Annotated in this window: 15 protein-coding genes; 7 read left to right on the top strand and 8 right to left on the bottom strand. The window is 42.7% G+C overall.

The annotated features are described in order from the left end of the window. Positions 1 to 163 precede the first annotated feature (163 nt). A complete protein-coding gene (locus tag OH463_RS09445; protein WP_005451652.1) occupies positions 164 to 889 on the top strand; it encodes a TetR/AcrR family transcriptional regulator in 726 nt (241 codons plus the stop codon). 194 nt (positions 890 to 1,083) lie between these two features. On the opposite strand, the gene gcvT is transcribed toward OH463_RS09445, so the two are convergent. Together gcvT and OH463_RS09435 are read right to left on the bottom strand one after the other, a co-directional pair. Further along, a complete protein-coding gene (gene gcvT, locus OH463_RS09440) occupies positions 1,084 to 2,202 on the bottom strand; it encodes a glycine cleavage system aminomethyltransferase GcvT (RefSeq protein WP_009696728.1) in 1,119 nt (372 codons plus the stop codon). Between the two features lie 260 nt (positions 2,203 to 2,462). Continuing rightward, positions 2,463 to 3,086, bottom strand: coding sequence for a helix-turn-helix domain-containing protein (locus OH463_RS09435; RefSeq protein ID WP_005431308.1), 624 nt, complete (start codon positions 3,084 to 3,086; stop codon positions 2,463 to 2,465). Positions 3,087 to 3,465: 379 nt separating this feature from the next. On the opposite strand from OH463_RS09435, the gene OH463_RS09430 reads away from it, so the two are divergent. The 5 genes from OH463_RS09430 (at position 3,466) to OH463_RS09410 (ending at position 14,268) form a co-directional block, all read left to right on the top strand. Then, positions 3,466 to 4,761, top strand: coding sequence for a serine hydroxymethyltransferase (locus OH463_RS09430; protein WP_005451650.1), 1,296 nt, complete (start codon positions 3,466 to 3,468; stop codon positions 4,759 to 4,761). A gap of 51 nt (positions 4,762 to 4,812) precedes the next feature. Further along, complete coding sequence (gcvH, locus tag OH463_RS09425) at positions 4,813 to 5,193, top strand: glycine cleavage system protein GcvH (protein ID WP_005451648.1); 381 nt, start codon at positions 4,813 to 4,815, stop codon at positions 5,191 to 5,193. 129 nt (positions 5,194 to 5,322) lie between these two features. After that, on the top strand, positions 5,323 to 8,187 hold the full coding sequence (gene gcvP / locus OH463_RS09420; protein WP_269991112.1) for an aminomethyl-transferring glycine dehydrogenase: 2,865 nt from the start codon (positions 5,323 to 5,325) through the stop codon (positions 8,185 to 8,187). Between the two features lie 438 nt (positions 8,188 to 8,625). After that, positions 8,626 to 12,612 carry a hypothetical protein gene (locus tag OH463_RS09415; RefSeq protein WP_269991111.1) on the top strand — a complete coding sequence of 1,329 codons (3,987 nt, stop codon included), beginning with the start codon at positions 8,626 to 8,628 and terminating at the stop codon, positions 12,610 to 12,612. A 333-nt stretch (positions 12,613 to 12,945) separates the two neighbouring features. Further along, complete coding sequence (locus tag OH463_RS09410) at positions 12,946 to 14,268, top strand: hypothetical protein (RefSeq protein WP_188014220.1); 1,323 nt, start codon at positions 12,946 to 12,948, stop codon at positions 14,266 to 14,268. A gap of 267 nt (positions 14,269 to 14,535) precedes the next feature. Here OH463_RS09410 and OH463_RS09405 read toward each other — a convergent pair whose 3' ends face one another. From OH463_RS09405 to OH463_RS09390, 4 genes are all read right to left on the bottom strand, one after another. Continuing rightward, positions 14,536 to 16,371, bottom strand: a complete 1,836-nt coding sequence (locus OH463_RS09405) for an ATP-binding protein (protein ID WP_154202577.1) — start codon at positions 16,369 to 16,371, stop codon at positions 14,536 to 14,538. 2 nt (positions 16,372 to 16,373) lie between these two features. Continuing rightward, positions 16,374 to 17,546, bottom strand: a complete 1,173-nt coding sequence (locus OH463_RS09400; RefSeq protein ID WP_188014222.1) for an SIR2 family protein — start codon at positions 17,544 to 17,546, stop codon at positions 16,374 to 16,376. A gap of 158 nt (positions 17,547 to 17,704) precedes the next feature. Beyond that, positions 17,705 to 18,016 (bottom strand): 4-fold beta flower protein, encoded by a 312-nt coding sequence (locus tag OH463_RS09395; RefSeq protein ID WP_269991109.1) that lies wholly within the window; start codon positions 18,014 to 18,016, stop codon positions 17,705 to 17,707. A gap of 513 nt (positions 18,017 to 18,529) precedes the next feature. Continuing rightward, on the bottom strand, positions 18,530 to 18,916 hold the full coding sequence (locus OH463_RS09390; RefSeq protein ID WP_269991107.1) for a hypothetical protein: 387 nt from the start codon (positions 18,914 to 18,916) through the stop codon (positions 18,530 to 18,532). Positions 18,917 to 19,272: 356 nt separating this feature from the next. On the opposite strand from OH463_RS09390, the gene OH463_RS09385 reads away from it, so the two are divergent. Then, positions 19,273 to 19,842, top strand: a complete 570-nt coding sequence (locus OH463_RS09385) for a DUF6795 domain-containing protein (RefSeq protein WP_269991105.1) — start codon at positions 19,273 to 19,275, stop codon at positions 19,840 to 19,842. Positions 19,843 to 20,098: 256 nt separating this feature from the next. On the opposite strand, the gene OH463_RS09380 is transcribed toward OH463_RS09385, so the two are convergent. Both OH463_RS09380 and OH463_RS09375 read right to left on the bottom strand, forming a co-directional pair. Beyond that, positions 20,099 to 20,593, bottom strand: coding sequence for a YcxB family protein (locus OH463_RS09380; RefSeq protein WP_269991104.1), 495 nt, complete (start codon positions 20,591 to 20,593; stop codon positions 20,099 to 20,101). A 240-nt stretch (positions 20,594 to 20,833) separates the two neighbouring features. After that, positions 20,834 to 21,094, bottom strand: coding sequence for a DUF5062 family protein (locus OH463_RS09375; protein ID WP_025557554.1), 261 nt, complete (start codon positions 21,092 to 21,094; stop codon positions 20,834 to 20,836). Positions 21,095 to 21,217: the final 123 nt, after the last annotated feature.

Raw genomic sequence — 21,217 nt, 5'->3', positions numbered from 1 at the left:
TGGCTTTCTCCATCGACTTTTTATTTACTACACAGTCGTGCAGTATAAGAATAATGAAAAAATGATCAACATATTTTCCACATGGATAATAAAATAATTAGTCAAATCGTCCGGTTTCTGGTAAAAATAAGCGCGTTGAATAATATTCGGGAAAATTCGAACTATGACAGAGAGAAAGCAAGGCCGTAGGAGTGCTGAAGCCGCTGAGCAAACTAAGTGCCTGATTCTTAGAGTCGCGGCAGATATGTTCTGTGAGTTAGGTTATGAACGAGTTTCGCTTCGAAACATCAGTGAAAAGGCTGGTGTCTCCCATAGTTTGATTCGCCACCACTTCGGAAGCAAAGAGAAAATCTGGCAAGCCGTAAGTGATGCCATGGACGAGTTCATGCAGGGTTACATGGCGCAGCTGGTTAACGAAATGCCAGCAAACACCCCGTCTAATCAGAAGATTTACCTATTCATGGTAAGAATGCTTGCGTTCGCGCTGGTTAACCCTCACCCAGTGCAGATGATTGCTGACGCGATTCGCCAAGGCGATGATGCGCTACTGCAATACTTCTTAAGATCGAAAGACGAATTTGCAGCGATTTTTACCGACCTCTTTGCGGACTACAATGTTGAATACCCTGAATACCAAATCGATCAGTGGGAATCAAAATGGCAAATGCTGGTATTTGCTCATGGCGCGATTAGCCTAGCTCCAATGATGCAAGAGACATGGCCAGAAGACGCAAACAACCGCGACAAGATGCTGATCAGACACTGGGAATTGTTCAACACCATCATGGCAAGCCAATTTAGTGTGAATAAAGAAGACATGATTCACCCAGACAAATTGAGTGAAGTGGTTATCGATATGTGTTGCCCGATTGAAGAATTAAGCGCGTAATCAACACCTTCAGAATAACGTAAAAATGCCGAGCAATTTGCTCGGCATTTTTGTTTATGCTTTTCGTTTCAAAGAGGAAACGAAATGGAACCTACTTAATAGTTGCTTATTCCTAAACGCGACACTATAGCTATACAGCGCGTGGGAAGTAGATTCCTAGTCTCGCTTTGGCTCGCTGGAATGACGAGCTTTAATTAACCACGGTAGTAGCGTTGCGGTACGAAAGGCATTTTTTCTACCGTCATTGGTAGCATCTTGCCGCGTACTTCTGCAAATAGCTCTGTACCGATAGCCGCAAGGTCGGCGCGCACGTAACCCATAGAAACCGGCTTACCAGCATTTGGACCTGCTGTACCACTGGTTACTACACCAATCTTGTTGCCGTCTGCATCGTACAGTTCTGCACCTTCACGCACAGGCGCTTTTGTTTGACCAACCAAGCCAATACGCTTACGAGCAACATCTTTTGTTTCGATCTGCTTAAGAATGATGTCTGCACCAGGGAAACCGCCCGCACGCTCACCATCAGCGCGGCGTACTTTTTGGATGCCCCATAATAGGCTTGCTTCAACAGGAGTCGTCGTTGTATCTAAGTCATGACCGTATAGACACAGACCACATTCAAGACGAAGTGAATCACGAGCACCAAGACCGATCCACTCTACTTCCTCTTCGCCAGTTAGCTTACGAGCAAGCTCTTCTGCTTTGTCAGCCGGTACCGAGATTTCGTAACCGTCTTCGCCAGTGTAACCACTACGAGAAACAATGCACTCAACGCCTAGTAGTTCAACTTTGCGAACATCCATAAACAGCATCTCTGCTACTTCAGGAGCAAAACGCGCTAGTACTTCTGCTGCTTTAGGACCTTGAATCGCAAGCAGTGCACGATCATCGATGATTTCCAGCTCAACGCCAGAAGGAAGATGCGCTTGAAGGTGTGCAATATCTTGCTCTTTACATGCTGCGTTCACAACCACAAACAGATGGTCACCAAGGTTCGCGACCATCAAGTCATCCATGATACCGCCCTGCTCATTAGTGAAGAACGCATAACGTTGCTTGCCTGCGCCTAGATCTACGATATCAACAGGAACTAACGTCTCTAGGAAAGCTGCCGCACCATCGCCAATCAAACGAAGTTGACCCATGTGAGAAACATCGAACAGACCTGCTGCATCACGTGTGTGTAAGTGTTCTTTCTTAACGCCTAGTGGGTATTGAACTGGCATGTCGTAACCCGCGAACGGGACCATCTTTGCGCCTACTTCAACATGAAGTGCATGCAGTGGTGTTTTCAGAAGTTCTTGAGTCATTTTCGTCTCCATTTAGATAGACCCGAGAATGCTGTCGGCATTCAATGTGTTTCCAATAATAAACACGCTTGATTCAATTTTGCACGAACAAGACATCGCTCGACTTTCAAAAGTGTGACTTTTAACATTTTAATCACAACAAAACGCACAAAAAAAGCGCTCTGTTGAGTGAGATATCATCAACAGAGCGCCATCATAACGCATTCAAAATAGATAGCAATCGTTTGCTTTCACTATAGGAAATTTACAACTATTTATCACTATTTGGCAGTCACCCACAAAATGTGCGCGTCTTCCTCACTCACACTGGTCAACATATGCCCCATGTTCGCATCGTAATACACGCTGTCGCCTTCGCTTAATACAACGGGCTCATAGAACTCAGAATAAAACATAACCTCACCTGATAAGATGAGTAAAAACTCTTCCCCATCATGGCGAACCCAGTCTTTGTATTCATCAAAACTGCGCGCACGGATTTGACTCTTAAAAGGCATCATTTTCTTATTGGAAAGTTGAGTCGCCAGCAGCTCGTGCTCGTAAGTTTGGGTTGGGTGCGGTTTGCCCTCTTTCTTTTTGGTCACATCGCGACGCCCTGTTGCCACCTTTTTCCTTGGCGGTTCAAATAGTTGCGGCATATCGATCTGCAATCCGTGAGCTAGCTTTTGCATCGCTTGGAACGTAGGAGAAATCTGTTCATTCTCGATCTTACTTAGCGTAGAACGCGCAAGTCCAGTACGTTGGCTCGCCTCTTCCAAAGTGATACCAAGTTTAGAGCGGATATCTTTAATGCGCTGACCGAGCTTAAGCGGTTCAATATTTTGGTCTTGTTGCTCTTTCGCCAACGTCATTGACGGGTATTCATCGTAAATGCTTTCTGCCATAAATCCCTCTGCAAATATCCTTTATTCCTTCCTATTAGCATTGTGCATGAACCCTATAGTGGATAAAAGTCCACCGAGTTAATTAAAGCGTGCTCTTGTTAACAAAACCAGAAATCTCGTTTCCTATAGGAAATTTTTGGTTGATTGTTCGTTCCGCAAGCGCTATGTTACCAACTTGTTAGATGTAGAGATGCACATTTCCGTAAGAGATTGGACAAGAGAAACCACAATCCGACGGAGTTTTAACCCACTTATTCGGGTCGAAAGTCACTCTGTTCTGCTATGCAGTTCAGCTGTTTTGAGGACAAATGAGCCACCATCGCAATCAAACAACTATTTCTACTGCGGGTTCATTTTCAGATTTGGAAGGTCAACTACCATGAACAAGAGTTACCCTAACCACAGCTTGGAAAACTTTTTCTCTACCAACCTCTCCGCGACAGATGACGCTGTCTTTGCTGGAATTCAGGCAGAATTCGCTCGCCAAAACGAACAAATCGAACTTATCGCTTCTGAGAACATCGTGTCTAAAGCGGTAATGCAAGCTCAAGGCACATGCCTAACAAACAAATACGCTGAAGGTTACCCAGGTCGCCGTTACTATGGTGGTTGTGAGCACGTAGATACAGTGGAAGCCATTGCTATCGAACGCGCGAAAAAACTTTTCAATTGTGAATACGCAAACGTTCAACCACACTCAGGCGCACAAGCAAACGGCGCAGTAAAACTGGCACTACTTCAACCTGGCGACACTATTCTTGGTATGTCTCTGGACGCAGGTGGTCACCTAACACACGGTGCACGCCCTGCACTTTCTGGTAAGTGGTTTAACGCAGTTCAATATGGCGTTGACCGCGAAACACTAGAAATCAACTACGAAGACGTTCGCCAACTAGCACTTGAGCACCAACCTAAAATGATCATTGCAGGCGGTAGTGCTATTCCACGTACTATCGACTTCGCAAAATTCCGTGAAATCGCAGACGAAGTAAACGCGATTCTTATGGTCGACATGGCGCACATCGCCGGTCTTATCGCAACAGGCGCGCACCCTAGCCCGCTTCCTCACGCACACGTGGTTACGACTACAACCCACAAAACACTGCGTGGTCCACGTGGCGGTATGATTCTGACCAATCACGAAGACATCATTAAGAAAATCAACTCAGCGGTATTCCCAGGTCTGCAAGGCGGTCCACTGATGCACGTGATTGCTTCTAAAGCAGTGGCGTTTGGTGAGGCGCTTGGTCCTGAATTCAAAACTTATATTGATTCAGTGATCAACAACGCAAAAGTTCTAGCGGAAGTATTGCAAACTCGCGGTTGCGACATCGTAACCGGTGGTACTGACACACACCTAATGCTGGTTGACCTTCGCCCTAAAGGCTTGAAAGGTAACAAAGCAGAAGAAGCACTAGAGCGTGCAGGTATCACGTGTAACAAAAATGGCATCCCATTCGACACAGAGAAGCCTATGATTACATCGGGCATCCGTTTAGGAACGCCTGCGGGTACAAGCCGCGGCTTTGGCGCTGAAGAATTCAAACTCATCGGTAATTGGATTGGTGACGTACTGGACGGTTTGGTGAACAACCCAGAAGGTGACGCAGAAGTAGAAAAACGCGTACGCAAGCAAGTGAAAGAGCTTTGCAGTCGTTACCCTCTTTACCAATAAAAGATTTATTAAATCAGAAACTATCCTGACAAGTTATTTGGAGATTAAGCAATGGACAAAACACTGAAGTTTACAGATAGCCACGAGTGGGTACGTGACAACGGTGACGGCACAGTAACTATCGGTATTTCAGAGCACGCTCAAGAGATGCTAGGTGACGTAGTTTTCGTTGACCTACCAGACGTGGAAGATGAAGTCGAAGCGGGCGAAAGCTTTTCTTTGGTTGAGTCAGTAAAAGCCGCTTCAGACATCTACTCACCAATCACTGGCGAAGTAGTTGAAATCAACGAAGAGCTAGAAGACAGCCCAGAGCTAATCAACGAAGAACCATACGAAGGTGGTTGGATTGTGAAAGTGAAGCTTTCAAACCCATCTGAGTTAGATGACTTAAAAGATGCGGAAGAATACCTAAGCTCTATCGAAGAAGAGTAATTAGGATGAGACGAAAGCTGTCCCCTAGCATAACGATTAGTGGACAGCTTTTTTTCTAGGTTCGGACGTATAATTTAGATTATCAGTAGCGTAAATCCGTTACCCGAACCAAGGAGTAGGTAAAGGACAATGACTGAATTACTTCAAAGCCTCAGCACACAGAATGAGTTCGTTGCTCGCCACAATGGACCAAACAAATCTGACCAACAAAAAATGTTGGAAGCGATCAACGCAGTAAGCCTTGATGCGCTTATCGACGAAACCGTACCAGCGCAAATTCGCCTAGAGCAGCCAATGAGCTTGGCAGAAGCGAAAAGCGAAGCAGACATGCTGGCAGCAATGCGTAAGTTCGCCGATCAGAACCAAGTTAAACGTACATTCATTGGTCAGGGTTACTACAACACCTTCACGCCAAACGTAATTCTACGTAACGTGATGGAAAACCCGGGCTGGTACACCGCTTACACCCCTTACCAACCAGAGATCTCACAAGGTCGTCTAGAAGCACTTCTAAACTACCAACAAATGGTGATGGATCTTACTGGTATGGAAATCGCGAACGCGTCATTGCTCGATGAAGCAACGGCAGCAGCAGAAGCGATGACACTTTGTAAGCGTGCGGGTAAGAGCAAGAGTAACGTATTCTTCGTTGCTGACGACGTTCACCCACAAACCATCGAAGTGGTAAAAACTCGTGCGAAATTCATCGGCTTTGAAGTACTCGTTGGTTCTCTAGAATCACTACCAGAGCAAGACGTATTCGGCGCGCTAGTTCAATACCCAGGCACAACGGGTGAAGTTCGTGACCTAACGGACATCATCGCAAAAGCGCAAGCAAACAAAACGCTGGTAACGGTAGCGACTGACCTATTGGCTTCTGCCCTACTAAAACCTGCTGGTGAAATGGGCGCAGACGTAGCAATCGGCTCGGCACAACGTTTCGGCGTTCCTATGGGTTACGGTGGTCCACACGCAGCCTTCATGGCAACACGTGACAAGCACAAGCGTACTATGCCAGGTCGTGTTATCGGTGTTTCTATCGATACCAACGGCAACCAAGCTCTTCGCATGGCAATGCAAACGCGTGAGCAGCACATCCGTCGTGAAAAAGCGACATCAAACATCTGTACCGCTCAAGCACTACTAGCGAACATGGCGTCTTTCTACGCGGTTTACCACGGCGCAGAAGGTCTACGTACGATTGCTCGTCGTACGCACCACATGACAGCCATCCTAGCTGCTGGTTTAACTAAAGGCGGCTTCGAGCTTGCTCACAACAGCTTCTTCGACACCATCACCATCAATACTGGAGCACAAACTGAAGAGCTATACGCAAAAGCACTAGCGGCAAACATCAACCTACGTAAGTTGGGTACTCAGCTAGGTGTAAGCTTCGACGAAACCACAACCGTGGTAGACGTAGAAGCCCTATTCGCAGTATTCGGCGTGAGAGAAGAAGTCGCAGCACTATCAACTGAAATTGCTGGCAACGAATTTGCAGCGATTCCAGAAGCACTGCGCCGCACAACAGAATACCTAACGCACCCTGTGTTTAACACACACCACAGCGAAACACAGATGATGCGTTACCTAAAACAGCTAGAGAACAAAGACTTCTCACTAACGCACGGCATGATCCCACTGGGCAGCTGTACGATGAAGCTGAACGCAGCAGCAGAAATGATCCCAGTAACGTGGCCTGAGTTTGGTTCGATCCACCCGTTCGCACCAGCAGAACAAGCAGCCGGTTACGCAGCACTAGCAAAAGATCTTAAAGAGAAGCTATGTGAAATCACAGGCTACGACGCATTCTCACTACAACCAAACTCTGGTGCATCAGGTGAGTACGCAGGTCTTATCGCGATTCAACGCTACCACGAAAGCCGTGGCGAAGGTCACCGCAACGTATGTTTGATCCCAAGCTCTGCGCACGGTACTAACCCTGCGACAGCATCTATGGTGTCAATGAAAGTGGTTGTTGTTAAGTGTGATGAAGAAGGCAACATCGACGTCACTGACCTAGCAGCGAAAATCGAGAAGCACAAAGACAACCTATCAAGCATCATGATCACTTACCCTTCTACGCACGGCGTGTACGAAGAGCAAGTGAAAGAAGTATGTGAAATGGTTCATGCCGCAGGCGGTCAGGTTTACCTAGACGGCGCAAACATGAACGCACAAGTTGGTCTAACAACGCCAGGCTTTATTGGCTCAGACGTTTCTCACCTAAACCTACACAAAACCTTCTGTATCCCACACGGTGGTGGCGGTCCAGGCATGGGGCCTATCGGTGTGAAATCGCACCTAGCACCTTTCCTACCGGGTCACATTGAAAACGGTGCAGACGGCGAAAACTTCGCAGTATCCGCGGCGGATATGGGTAGCGCGTCTATCCTGCCTATCTCTTGGGCTTACATCGCAATGATGGGCGAAGCTGGCCTAACAGACGCAACGAAAGTAGCGATTCTGAACGCGAACTACGTGATGGAGCAATTGCGTCCTCACTACCCTGTTCTTTACCGTGGCTCAAACGGCCGTGTAGCGCACGAATGTATTATCGACATTCGTCCACTGAAAGAAGAAACAGGTATCAGCGAAGAAGACATCGCGAAGCGTCTAATGGACTACGGTTTCCATGCACCAACTATGTCGTTCCCTGTAGCAGGCACGCTAATGGTTGAGCCAACGGAATCGGAAGACTTAGAAGAGCTAGACCGCTTCTGTGATGCGATGATCGCAATCCGTGAAGAGATGGCGAAGGTTAAGAACGGTGAATGGCCGCTAGATAACAACCCGCTTGTTAATGCGCCACACACTCAAGTTGACCTAGCGAAAGATGAATGGGATCGCCCTTACTCTCGTGAGCTTGGCTGCTTCCCTTCTAAAGCAACCAAATCTTGGAAATACTGGCCAACAGTAAACCGCGTAGATAACGTATACGGCGACCGTAACCTAATCTGCTCGTGCCCAAGCATCGATAACTACGAAGATTAATTTTTGTAGAATCTAAATAGACAAAGGCGAACCGGATGGTTCGCCTTTTTGTTTGAGGGAAAATTTATAAAACTTGTTTATGGACAAAGACGTGCCAGTGACTTTGCTTATTTAGTTGTACCAAAATTATCTGTTGCATGGAAAACACGACATTAAGTCATAAGCGACGCTGTAGCACCGAACCCAGTCTAGCGTTGAAAATGCCAAACGCTTGATTTCTTATGATAAGCTATTTCTCGCAACCAAATTTGTAGATTCAGCACCTAACTTCAATAGAACGTAGATATCCTGTAAGGGGTGTTATTTTACGAGAAGCGGTTTCTACAACAACTATTGTTTACCGCAACTACCCTAGTTCAATTAATAATAGTTGATAGATTGTTTTATCCGAGTAACAGCAAGGTTAAGTAGTTTTTGAATTGAAGTATCAGAGGTGTTATGTCTGTAAAGTTTCTCAATGATAGTGAAATTGAGTTTGAACAATCTAAAGTTCAGGCGATAGAAGTAATAGATATCGGTGACAAAATACTGCCTTATAACGAACTGTCCCCAGATGGTTTTGAACACCTGCTATACGCAATTTATAGAAAGCTCCCTAATAGTTTTCATGACCGAACTACCTTAATGATAACTGGTGCAGACAAGGGAAGAGATGTTTGGCTAACGAAGAATGAAAATCCAGTAGGACTTGTACAATGTAAGCGGGAACGCCAAGGGTTTGATGTAATAAAAGCTCTGAAGGAGGTCATTAAATTTCTGTTGTTTGCTCACTTGGAACCAAAGTTATTACCTGACCCTAAACAGTTTAAATACACTCTAGCACTAAGTAGTGAGCCTGCTAATACTACAGTTGATTTTTTTACTACTCCAGCAGACTGGCTACTAAGTAATAGTGACAGAATCGAACCATGCATTGAAAAGGTGATCAATGCATACGCAAGCTTCTCTAGCATCAAGTTGTCGGATGTATCTGATAAGATAAAATGTTATCTTGCAGAATTAAAATATGAACTGATTCGTCCAATAGACCTCAACGAGCTGCTCAACGAATTACCCACGGTAAGTAATAGGTTCTTCCATACTAGTCGTAATGTTGACGCTGAAGCAATTTCACGTGTATTAATACAGCAGTTAAGCGCACAACTCCTTCCTACACTTCAATCAACCAAACCAGATATCGCTATCGCTCGAGCATCAACTTTAAGCTCTATTGAAAATGTGCCGCTACCTAAGGCTCTAGCGTCTAGAAAGCTATTAATTGATAGCATCGTTGACTCCCTAAAGTGTACAGGCATTGCATGGATATACGGTATAGCTGGTGTTGGAAAAACAGTGGCTGCAAAAATGGCAGCCAAAGAATTAACTGGTAATTGGTTCGCACTAAACTTACGAGGATTGACCCCAGAAGAAACGTGTAACTTATTATCAAGTACTTTAGTAAACCTTGCACAGTTTAACCCCACAGGGGTGTTAGTTGATGACCTTACTACCGACTTTGAACCTATAGTACTCGATACATTGATTAACCTACACAGCACTTGTGTCAATAGTAATACTTGTTTGATATTCACATCTTCAAAAAGAGTCGATCGTGATTTTCAACTTTATGCTGACTTACCAAATTCTGTAGAGATAAAAGTAGAAGATTTCTCGGAAGATGACTTGAGTGAAATCCTAACAACTTATGGTGTAGATGAGACCTATTGGGCAAAATACATTTATTTGATATCGGGTGGTGGTCACCCACAACTTGTTACAGCGACCATCCAGAGTATGTGCAACAACAACTGGGATTTTGAGGAATTGCGAACTTTAAGGTCCTTGCTTGTAGGCAACGAAGCTATTGAGAACGTGCGAAAGAAAACAAGAGCAAGACTACTTAAAGACCTGCCTTATACTGTGAGAAAGTTAATTGAACGACTATCGGTATACTCAGGTCGGTTTAAACATCAACTCGTTCTTGATTTGGCTAAGTTACCCCCAGAGATAGAAGATGGTGGATTACTTTTCGAACAAATAGTAGGTTCTTGGATCGACCAACACGATGCCGATTACTTTTCACTGTCACCGTTACTGACAAATTATGCTAAAGCAACATTAACTGCTCAAGAACAGGAAGATGTCCACTACCAGATAGCTATTAGCCTCATAGACAATAAAAAGTCACTCGATCCTATCGATACAAACTCAGCATTCATATCTGCGCTAGTAAGTCGTAACGAAAATGTTCTTTTGACCATAAGTGGCGCAATCTTATCTACAGATATAGAAGGGCTGGAAAGAATAGCACCTTATTTGAGTGCGATTTCTCTCATGAGGACAGAGGTTCCACTATACAAAGACAACTTGTACATAAATCAAATGTTACGGGCTGCACAACTTCTAATATTAGGTTCTCAGGATAATAAAGATAAGGAATTGCAAGAAGCGTTAACTCAGTTTAAAAAAGAATGTAATGATACTCAGGAGGAGAGTGGAACATCATTCTTGTTGAGAATCGCCGTTTACTCCAAATTACTTCTAGCTCCTAATCAGTTCGATTATTTTTCCAGTTTGAGCTGTATCTTAAAGGAGGTTGATTACCTATATCACAATAAAGAGAAATTGCTTCCTAAAGAGGTTAACCCGTTTGAAATTAGTTTAGACTTCGATGGAATTCCAGCTATAGGATTTATGGTAATCAACCAAGCTAGCAAAATTAGGTCGATTGATGATTTGTTACCTTTTTTTGAGCTTATTGACTCTCTTAGTGAAGCTTTTAAAGATAGCTTATTCGCCGCTCTTGAACAAAAGGATTTTGGAGCAGACATGCTACTTTCAAATGCATGGTTAAGTGAAGAAAATGCAGGAACTATAGACTGTATAAGACACACTCAGGTCTTCGAAAAACTAGAAAAAATATGCAAAAAATGGGGCAATGAAGACTTAGCGGTGTGCTGCCGAAAGCTTGCTATTATTATTTGGGATGAAACTGGTGATAAGAGTGCTCTTGCCTTAAAGTTAATATCCGATGGGTTCAAGATCTATGGCATGGCTAATCCTGTACTAATACGAGCTAAAGCTAAAATACTCTATAGAGCTAAAGATTATTCTGAAAGCCTAAAACTATCTAAACAGTTACTTGATGCTGATGTGAAGTTAGCTGAAATCGAGAAAGCTAATTTGTATAGAGATGCTGCAATTTGTGCTGAAGAAGGCTGTCAGTTCGATTTGGCCACCAAGTACTTTTTACTAGGGAGTCAATCTGCCAGTAAAAGCCCTCTCGAAAGTATGAATGTGATGCGTGTTGGCTTATTAGCCGACGCTTCGCTTTCTGCGTGGAGAGCAGGAGATAAAGAGCAGTGTCTAAAATGCCTGAGTAAAGTGCTCCAAGAACTAGAAACAATTGACCCGAATAAATCATTAAACGCATGTCATTGTCATGCTACGACTCGCCATATATTACTATGGATTCAGCAAGAGGCTGAAGGCAAGATTCAATATACGGTTGATGGTAAGGAAGTTAAAGTATACCCAGGAATAGTTAGTAATCCTTCCCCAAGCAAAGACATCGCTAACCATAAATTAGCACCTTTAAATATGGCGTGGTATTCACTCGCATCTTTAGAAAACTATTTGTTGCTAGACATAGGAATTGCTTCAAGATTAAGTTCGGTTCTCAGAAATCGGGTGATTATAGAGGGTGAGTTTATACTTTCTTCATCAAAAATAGATAAAGCTATTTTCCAGTCTGATGCTTGTTCTTTTATTTCAGCGTTCAAGCGCCTTTGCAAAGCTCTGTCGTATGTTCAGCTTAAAAAAAATGCATATGAAGTAACAAATAATTTTTGCTATATCGATGACTTTGACGCTATATCAGTCGATTTAAATAACTATGCTCAATTGCTTGAGCGATTCATTTTGGAGTTTAGTGCGGTATGTGTACTAAGTAATAAGTTGAGTGTTTTGGATGAATTGCTTGAAAGGATAAAAGTTGAATCAAAAATTCCTATTCGAGACTCATTCCACAAACTTTTGACTGGTGGAAGTGCCGAGGTTACGGATCTTACATTGTACTTTGCTAAATACATCGGAGCACAGAGAGATGGGACTATCACACACTTTCCTATATCTCCACAGGAAGTTTTTCAGAAAGCATTTATGTCTATATGGATTTTTTTGGAGTCTTCGAGTTCCCATTCACGACCACGGGTAGTGTTTGAATGGTTAAGAAATAGTTGGATAACAGTCTGGGAGCGCCAAAGAGCTTTGCTATACAACCCAAACTACTATTTTCCCCATATTAATAAAGCCCTAACCCCTAAAGATAGTTCTTGGGCTAAAAACACTCTAAATCTTTTGACAGTCATTTTACCTACCTTAGGTGTTAGCGATGAAATTGACGTAAAAAAAAGGCTGGATGAAATGCTTGATAAAACTTCATAAGAGCGTTTAGATTCCTGTGTCTGAGTAGTCAGCAGATTTTACTTAGATATCTAAGAATAGGTCAGCCCCCCCTTTGCGCATCATTAGCTTTAGTAAAGTAAAGGTGTATGAACAGCATGTGAATGAGCCTTTTCTCTAAGTGAGAAAGAGGCACTTTCGTATTTGAAAGAATTGATTGCAACGCTTCTGACCTCAGTGACTTGAGTGTGGGTTCTACTGAGTACTTTTCTGACTTTCATACGTATACAATAACTTTTTGATTGAAAGTTGCTTAACCCATTGTTAATTATGTAATCTATAGCATAGTCACCTTAGTTTAGTGTAGGAACAGCAATGGGTAGTGTATCAGTCCCTAGAGTTAGTGATCAGAAACTTCTTAAATTTTTCATTGATGAAACGTTGATAAAGTTTGAAAAGTTTGGGCTCAATGAAAGTGCCCAGTGTACTGTGTCACTTGGTGGATTTATTCTACAAGTTGATGTCAGAGAGGCAAGTCATCATAAGAACATTCTTGAAGAGTTGCGGAACAACAAAAATGCGGCTTCATCTATTACGAGTATAACTATTGAGAGTACTTCCCTTTCAGGCTCCGTCATTCGCTATATTCGATCAGCGGATAGCTTCATTGACCGACTCGAAGTGACAGATGGTAACAGCCGAAGGGTTCAAGAGCAGGCATCTAACGTATTTAGGCATATTAACAATCTTCTCTTACAAGGGGCAGAAACAACATTTGATAATGTAAATGAGAGTAGCCTTCAAATTGCTTCAGCCCATCATGAGGTTTTAACTAGACTTGAGGGGATGAGCGCGGAGCTTATCGAAAAGCAAGTTAAACAGGTTCAAGAGTTAGAGCGTGATAAACAAAAGTTTCTTGATGACCGAGCTGAAGATTTTGCGGAGAAAGTTAACTCTCAAGACGAAATGTTTTCAAAGAAACTTGCCGATCTTGATGAGCAGTATAAGAGAAGAAACAAAGAGCTTGATGAAAGGCAACAGAAAATAGATGACGCAGACAACACATCTACGCGCCGTAAAACCACAACTAGAACCCTAGACGAAGCCCAGATTAAAGCTAGAGGCTTCAACTTCTCTGAGAATGTTAACCGTAATTCTACGAGAGCATCCCAATTTGCTATGGCTTTAGTGATAATAGGCGCTTTCGGTTTGATTCTTTCTTTATACGAGTTTTGGAGCATGTCTTATGTTGCTAACACAAACCAAGAAGCTTTAACTCCAAGTGACCAATTAACGTATTTCTTATACTTTCGAATCTTAGCGAGTTCCGCTTTAGTAGTTTCCTCTATTGTATATTTAATTCGTTGGTACAACAGTTGGGCAGATCGTATTGCACAGCAAGAACTAGATAACCAGATGTTCATTCGTGATTTGAACAGGGCGCAGCTTGCAGTAGAGATGTCGCTGGAATGGAACGAGAAGAAAGATGGAGAAATCCCTCCTCGGCTACTTGAGTCATTAACCGAAGGATTATTTAAGCCGAAGGATACCCCAAATAAAGAATTGTTACATCCCGCAGAGCAGATTGCCGCTGCATTGGTTAGGACATCAGATAAAGTTACTTTGCCTTTTGCTGGCGGCACTATCGAGACAAATGGTAGGAAGCTAGGTAACGCTAAGCCTGTAGCCTCTGATTAAAAGTGATCTATCTTACTTATTACCAGCACTGAATATGACACTTTCGCATTTAAAAGTACCGACTATAACAGTTCTGGGCAAAACCTTGTTAGATTAATTACTTAAATTAGAAAAATACGAATAACTTTTGGTATGGGAAATCGCCTAGGAAGTTTCCAGTTTAGCTCAAGCAGAGCACTTTATCGCAATGCATAACACCGCACTCACTAGTAAACGGTGAGTGCGGTGAGTACTTTGCCGCGTGCAATAATTTGTATTAAAGCGCTTTTAGTTACACATTCTCTCAGATATTTCTTTCAATTTATCTATGTCTAGGCGATCACTCGCCCAGCCCTGAGCAAATGGTATCGTATTTGATTTCGGTAATTGGTCTTCTTTTAGGTCTCTTACCCTGACCCTAGAAGGTAGAGCAGCTCCTTCACCAACAAAAATTGCTTCTTGCTGAGATAAAATCGGTAAAGCACCTACCATTCCAGACAATCCATCTGGTAAAAATCTTGCGACATGCTGTTGATCGGCTGAATTTGTAAGTCTCAATACAACCCACGTACCACACTGTGAAATAACTGTACTGTCTACATCGGCTGGCCGCTGACTTACCAGCATCAAGCCTATTCCGTATTTTCGCCCCTCTCTTGCTATACGCCTTATTGCTCCTTGAGCGGCTGCGTATTGAGCCTCACCATGATCGGGAACATACCTATGAGCTTCTTCACACACTAATAATATTGGATCCTTCTCTTTCTCTTGTTGAGTCTGGAATACCTTATATTGAAAAAGTAACCTAGCAATTAGCGCGGTAAGCGGTCCTGCGACTTCATTTGGCAAGCCTGAAATATCAATAATCCTAATATCTTTACCTGCCTGACTAGGGGCACCAATGAATTGGTTCAAAACTTGATGCAGCTTTATTTCTTCATCGTTATCAACCCAACACTTCATCATAAATGAAAGTCGAGTATCTCTTCTCAAAACTTTTAGTTTATCTAAAACAGAGGGTACTGGTGACTTAGCTAAATCAGAGTTGGTCATGCTTTCATGGTTGTTACGGTTTATCCTGCCGCCCTGAATGTACCTAACATGACTTTCAAACTCATCTAAGCAAAATGGTCTAGGTTTATCACGGTCGAATTCCAGAATATCGGAAGTATCCTTGTCATCACACAAATCTGGATCGTCAAAATTTTCTAAATGATTAAGGGCTTCTGTACCAAACTCTCTTGGGCAAGGTTTGACAATTCCAGCAGCAACCATTCTTGCATGAGCAAGTGCCTTTTGAACTACATTGTTTTGGCTAGTAGCGCTTCTTTCCGTTTTGCCAATCACTAAGTTAGTGAACTCATCACTAGACATCAACCAATATGGTAGCTTTATCTCTTCCTGACCGTCGTCGCCTGCTGCGATGTCATACGCTCGGTACTGTACAGCTCTCTCTTTAAAAGCTGAACCATACTCACCGTGAGGATCAACGACTACTATCTGAGGAGACAGTTCTTTTTCATTACTCTTATGCAATAGTACGCTATGAATAATCGCAGCTACGGTACCTGACTTTCCAGATCCTGTAGAGCCAAGAACCGCACAATGCATACCAAACATTTTATTAATGTTAGCTCGACAGGCTGTAGATTCAGATGCACTGTAAACAGCAAAAGGAACTAATGGATCCACTTCCGCATCTCTTGTTCCTTCAGCTGAACGGTAAACAAAAGAAATTTCTTCGTTGGTTAGTAGAAATACGCCTTGTTGGGGCAAAGGGTAAGTTTTAATACCACGCTTAAAGGCTAAAGTTGATTTTGTATTATTCCAGCTACCTTCAGCTAACAGCTGAACTTCCATTACTCGCTGATCAGAATCAGCAGTTACAGGCATACCCGCTTCAATTAACTCTTCTGATCGCATTCTGAGCATTGTTACCAAGCCAAAAATTATTTTACGACCATAGTGAATTTTAACCATGCTACCTATTTGACCGATAGGGTAAACACGACCATTAAAAGTCCTTGTTAATTCGGATATCTTATTGGAAATCTCAACTTTTATGTTGGTTCCTGAGACCTCGACAACTTGACCTATTTTCAGCTCATCAGTTGGTGTAAACATAACTATACCTCGCATCCATTCTTCAATACTGATGTTACACCTTTGAATGTCCACCAATAGTCGTCTTCATCTTTTCTTTTAAATGGGCCTTTTTTTCCAATATACAGGCCGTGTATGGATGCAATAATTACTCTTGAACCAAAACTATCACCTCGCCACTTTTCTAAACATGAAGGAATTTCATCCCTACACTCCAAGAAAGCGAGCAATACAGTTTTGTTTTCTTCTTTTGATAAAGCAAATTCAATTTCGTTGTTGATATGATCATCGCCAAAGCTATAGCCGCACACTACTAAAACATTGCTATTTGGGGAATTCAGAGATTTTCTGAACAAATCAAATTGCGTAGAGAACGGGTCTTGTTGAGTGGCAACGTATTTTGTAGCTTGTGGGTAAATTAGAACTCGCCGTTCTGCCTTCGGGTAGAGGTCATTATCCCTAACTCTCCATACATACCCTTTGTCACAAAGAAACCAATCTATTGAACCATGCATTTTAATTAAATTTGCACGTTGTCCATTAGATGGAATTGGTTCCCCATACTTCTGAACTCGGTGGGCTACAGCTCCACCATCAAACCCATCCCAATAAGATACTTTGCTTAATGCTAGAGCATCTTCTAAAAGAGTGTCATAGTTAGTTGTGAAAATATTTACAGCTTTTCTTCGCTCATGAACACCAGCAGATGCGTAGTTAAACAGAGTATCAATAAATTCTAAATGAGCTTTGATATCCACAATTGGTTTAGACAATGAGCCCTCCTCAACTGTATTTCCATCCCCGTCTTCAACATAGCCACATCGGATCACATTTGAAATAGACTCAAGAATAGCATTATGTACTTCTTCTAGTGTAGCTAGCTCAACATCACCGCCACTAATGACTGTCTTCTTCTCTTTGTTTCTTTCAGCCAATGCAGAATAGTCGCCAAGATGACTCAGAACATGCTCTATATGGCATTGTTCAGGCAACTCTTGAAATAGTGGAGTGATAATATCGTCATATAATTCTTTGTGACTAGCTTCTAGATCCTTTTTAACTTTATTTGTCAAAGGGTACATTAGCGGTAGTTTAGCATCGAAGCTTACCCCTGCACCCAATAGCCAACTCTGCTCACTACACTTCAAATGTTCTTCTATTTGCAAGAACAACTCATCATCAATCAAATCACTCATTTCTTTTCCTTCTTATAGAGTTGTAGCCAAATGGGCAACTAGAGCCTTTTGACGCCATAATAGAATGCGACCCCACCCAGAATTCAAGTAAACCACTATAAATACCAAGCTTAACCGAACAAAAATGCCAAAGGTTAGCCGTTACCCGCAAGCAATTTTTATGTGCTTGCAAATTCACCCAGAGCATCAATTCGACCAGCTATTGAAGCCTTACCTGCACGATTTGCTCTACGAGCTGGAGTTGCGGGTGTCGCTGGTGTTGCTCTTACTGCTCGGGTTGCAGGTGTTGCCATTGATGTTCGTCTTAGAATGTAGTTTTCATTTTCTACTTCACCCAAGAACGTGCCATTTCTGCGCCACACTCTGCCGTCTTCAGTAACCCAGCCTAGATATTGAGAGCTTGCACTAAATAATCGGTCATTTTTTATGAAGCCGAAGTATTGTCCATTCCATCGGTAAATCGGTGTCATTGATTCTCCTTTATTCGCAATTTATGTTATCTGTACGAGTTTGAAGTTTTCTCTTAACGCATAACACTTTATTGACAAAGTCTTTCCATGTTTGCATTCGGTTCACGTTGCCACTACAGCCATTCATTATGATACTCAATGTGTATCAACCAATTGTGTGATTCAACAGAGAGTTTAGGGAGATAACTACGGAAAGTTGCCGTGAAAGTGCCAAAAGTTCGGATTAGTTAAATTTGGTCAATTTTAATACTGGTTAGGTGGTCAGTTCGCTAGGTCTGAGAAGTTTTGGGGCAGAACTAAGCTAGAGAGGCCGTAAGACAACATCAACATAGAATAGATGTATTCGTCGTAATTCCGTTTCACTTTTTTGGGTTCATTTTAAACACTAACTCCACAGCGCGCTTCGAGAGATTCCTAGTCTCGCCTAGGCTCGCTGGAATGACCCAACTAAAGCGCCGCGTGTAGCGGTTCAGCTTGTGCGTCTGAAATCGAATAAACAATTAAACACCAAGCTTAGAGATCGAAAAAGGCGAACCACGTGGTTCGCCTTTTCATTATTGGATGAGGCAACTGAGTTAGGACTGAGACGTTTAGGGTGTTAAACCGAAACCAATCAAGGGCAACTTGTTCCGACCTCCCCCAATCACCAGTCAGGTTATTGCTCTTTACCACCGCGACGTAGTTCTCAATCACTGGGTGAGCAAACTGTTCCGGCTCGTACATCACCCTGCGTTGCGCTACGGAGAGGTCAGTAAACGAACCATCCTTAAAATCACCGCGCCATCGAACATCAAACTCAGCGGCATATTTACCTTCGCCAACAAGGTAAGAGACATCAATACTCTCGATATCGTGGTCGTCAGGCAGCAATAAGTCATGTATCCAATTATGTGATTCCATAAATTCATTTTAAGCGAGGCTTTAGTTTGAAGACGAACTTCGCAGCCCACACTACAGTTGTATCAGCCGTCGAGCCAAAGACGTTGATGTGAGTTTTAAAGCGAAAATGGGCTTGGTATGCCTAAAACTTGCCGTATTGGCTTACTATCAATCTAAATAAGACTGCTCGGCTTCGACAACGAATTACGCAGCAAAGCCAACCATGAAAGTAATGGACATATTATTTACATTATTTTTTAAAGTGCGCCTAGATATACGATTTAGCATGACTTAATTTGAAAACTGGGGCAGCCCTAGGCTAGCACTTGAGATCATTAGGACATAGTATCGCCTCACGCGTGGGGATGAGTTGACCTATGTACGAGATTGGCAAGCGAATGGCTAAAATACTGGTTTTCCTTATGAGTGCCACAATATTATTGCTCTCAACAGGTTGTAACGCAGATATGTTTAATTTCTTCAAACCAAAAAAGTTTCAATACACACTTAGCTCAGAGATCACTGGCAGCTTATACTTAGACGGGAAAGCGGTTACTAGCGAGGTAGTTTATCTACACACGGCTTTTTCTAGCAACCGTTATATCTCCGAGACAATGACATCAGAAAAGGGAGATTTTCATTTCGAACCTACATACCACTATCAGACGTTTAAAGAACCTGCCCTTCATGAGTCCTCTAGTTACATTGGCATTTACATTTTTGTAGATGGTAAAAAACACTACTTACTAGAAGCTCGATTTTCTGATGTGAAACCCTATGAATTTATTTCAGATAATCTTCTTGATTTAAGCTGTGAGATTAATTCGGACGAATATCATTACTTTTTTAAAAATAAATTTGTTGAGAATGGTCTCGATCTTGAAATTATTAGTAGGTGTGATTTGAAAGGATTTTCTGAAAAAATATTACTAAACAAGGACACGTAATAGTTGATATTAAATAGATTTAATGACCAATTTATCTTACAAAACCCGTACTACGCCTCCTTACAAGCTGACGATGCGGGTTTGATTCCCACTGTACGCTTAGGGAGATTCCTAGGCTCGTGAAATGCCCCTCCTGTAGCGCCGAGTGTAGTGGTTCAGCTTTCGAGTTTGAATTAGAGTGCCCCCCCTGAACACCAAATCCTAAGAGCAAAAAAGGCGAACCACTTGGCTCGCCTCTTTTGTCAGTGAGGATTTGTTAGCTCACTTTCGATGCAGTGTGCTGCTCTACCATAAACGCGATAACTTCTTCGTTTAAGCAAGATTTGCTGATGTATTGGCGTTGTTTACCAAGATGAAGGATAAAGCCCAAATCGGTTTGTTCGAGTTGGTCGATTTCATTCCAAGCGAGGCTGCGATCGATTTTACCACTTTTGTAGCGCACGCCATCCGCGTTAACTTCAAACACCACTTTGTTGCCACGGCTTGAGCTGATGGTTTGACGCCACAGCCACCACGTTCGCTTGCAGTACACGCTGAACGCTTCAATCACACTCAATACGATAAAGAACCAACCCACATAACCGTTTGGTAGCAGTTCAAACTCCAATAAAACCACACCAAAAATAAGAAACAAGATCCCTTTAAAGTATGCATGTGGGAACTTAACTGGCAGGCTAGTTTGGTCATAACACTCAGCAAAGAATGGTTTGTCGAGTGTGTATTCTGTGGTGAATTCGAAATCTTTAGACATGTATGGTTACTTTAAGGTTTCTGTGAATGAGTCTACTTGGTTGCTCTCTCGCAACGCGTGCATTGTAGCGCTTCTCTTGGTTTATCTTTAGTCCTTTTGATTCTGTTTTGTAAATCAATAATAACGAAACATTCGAAGACCCTAGTGCACTTGCCAAGATCAAACAAAGCGAACCATTTGGCTCGCCTTGTTATTTGATGGTCTATGTTAATTAATGACCTATGCGACTTCTTGAGTTTTCTACTTTAGAGGGTCGTTATCTGGCAAAGCACTGTGTATCCACACTGCCAGTCTGTGTTTGATGCTTGCGCCGTCTAGCTTGCTTTCCGGCAGTGGCGTTATCTGTTTTGCATCGACCAAAAATAGATAAATCGCTTTTACTCTTAGAGGTTGTGGTGACTGAGGAAGGTCAAAACCTTGTAGCTTCGCCATCTTCCCGCCAATCTCTAGTGCCTTCTTAACCAGTTTGTCTTCATTCTGAAGCTTGGAGCTTTTTGACATTGATAGATTCCTCTTCTTCGCTTCCAGTAAGAATACATTAAGTGTCACGTATGGCGTGTTAGTAAGCTCGCATATTAGTAAGATTCCCTGACATTGCCGCGCAACTGATTAAACAACGACCAG

The sequence above is a fragment of the Vibrio sp. NFR genome, from assembly GCF_027587095.1.
Classification (GTDB): Bacteria; Pseudomonadota; Gammaproteobacteria; order Enterobacterales; family Vibrionaceae; genus Vibrio; species Vibrio harveyi.
The sequence above is the reverse complement of the archived record's forward strand: the minus strand, read 5'-3'. Positions and strand labels throughout refer to the sequence as shown.

Excerpts from the sequence above, each read along its gene's own strand:
- OH463_RS09395 (WP_269991109.1), bottom strand. The coding sequence starts at position 18,016 with ATGACACCGATTTACCGATGGAATGGACAATACTTCGGCTTCATAAAA.
- OH463_RS09390 (WP_269991107.1), bottom strand. The coding sequence starts at position 18,916 with ATGGAATCACATAATTGGATACATGACTTATTGCTGCCTGACGACCAC.
- OH463_RS09385 (WP_269991105.1), top strand. The coding sequence starts at position 19,273 with ATGTACGAGATTGGCAAGCGAATGGCTAAAATACTGGTTTTCCTTATG.
- OH463_RS09435 (WP_005431308.1), bottom strand. The coding sequence starts at position 3,086 with ATGGCAGAAAGCATTTACGATGAATACCCGTCAATGACGTTGGCGAAA.
- OH463_RS09445 (WP_005451652.1), top strand. The coding sequence starts at position 164 with ATGACAGAGAGAAAGCAAGGCCGTAGGAGTGCTGAAGCCGCTGAGCAA.
- OH463_RS09410 (WP_188014220.1), top strand. The coding sequence starts at position 12,946 with ATGGGTAGTGTATCAGTCCCTAGAGTTAGTGATCAGAAACTTCTTAAA.
- OH463_RS09375 (WP_025557554.1), bottom strand. The coding sequence starts at position 21,094 with ATGTCAAAAAGCTCCAAGCTTCAGAATGAAGACAAACTGGTTAAGAAG.
- gcvP (WP_269991112.1), top strand. The coding sequence starts at position 5,323 with ATGACTGAATTACTTCAAAGCCTCAGCACACAGAATGAGTTCGTTGCT.
- gcvT (WP_009696728.1), bottom strand. The coding sequence starts at position 2,202 with ATGACTCAAGAACTTCTGAAAACACCACTGCATGCACTTCATGTTGAA.
- OH463_RS09415 (WP_269991111.1), top strand. The coding sequence starts at position 8,626 with ATGTCTGTAAAGTTTCTCAATGATAGTGAAATTGAGTTTGAACAATCT.
- OH463_RS09400 (WP_188014222.1), bottom strand. The coding sequence starts at position 17,546 with ATGAGTGATTTGATTGATGATGAGTTGTTCTTGCAAATAGAAGAACAT.
- OH463_RS09430 (WP_005451650.1), top strand. The coding sequence starts at position 3,466 with ATGAACAAGAGTTACCCTAACCACAGCTTGGAAAACTTTTTCTCTACC.
- OH463_RS09405 (WP_154202577.1), bottom strand. The coding sequence starts at position 16,371 with ATGTTTACACCAACTGATGAGCTGAAAATAGGTCAAGTTGTCGAGGTC.
- gcvH (WP_005451648.1), top strand. The coding sequence starts at position 4,813 with ATGGACAAAACACTGAAGTTTACAGATAGCCACGAGTGGGTACGTGAC.
- OH463_RS09380 (WP_269991104.1), bottom strand. The coding sequence starts at position 20,593 with ATGTCTAAAGATTTCGAATTCACCACAGAATACACACTCGACAAACCA.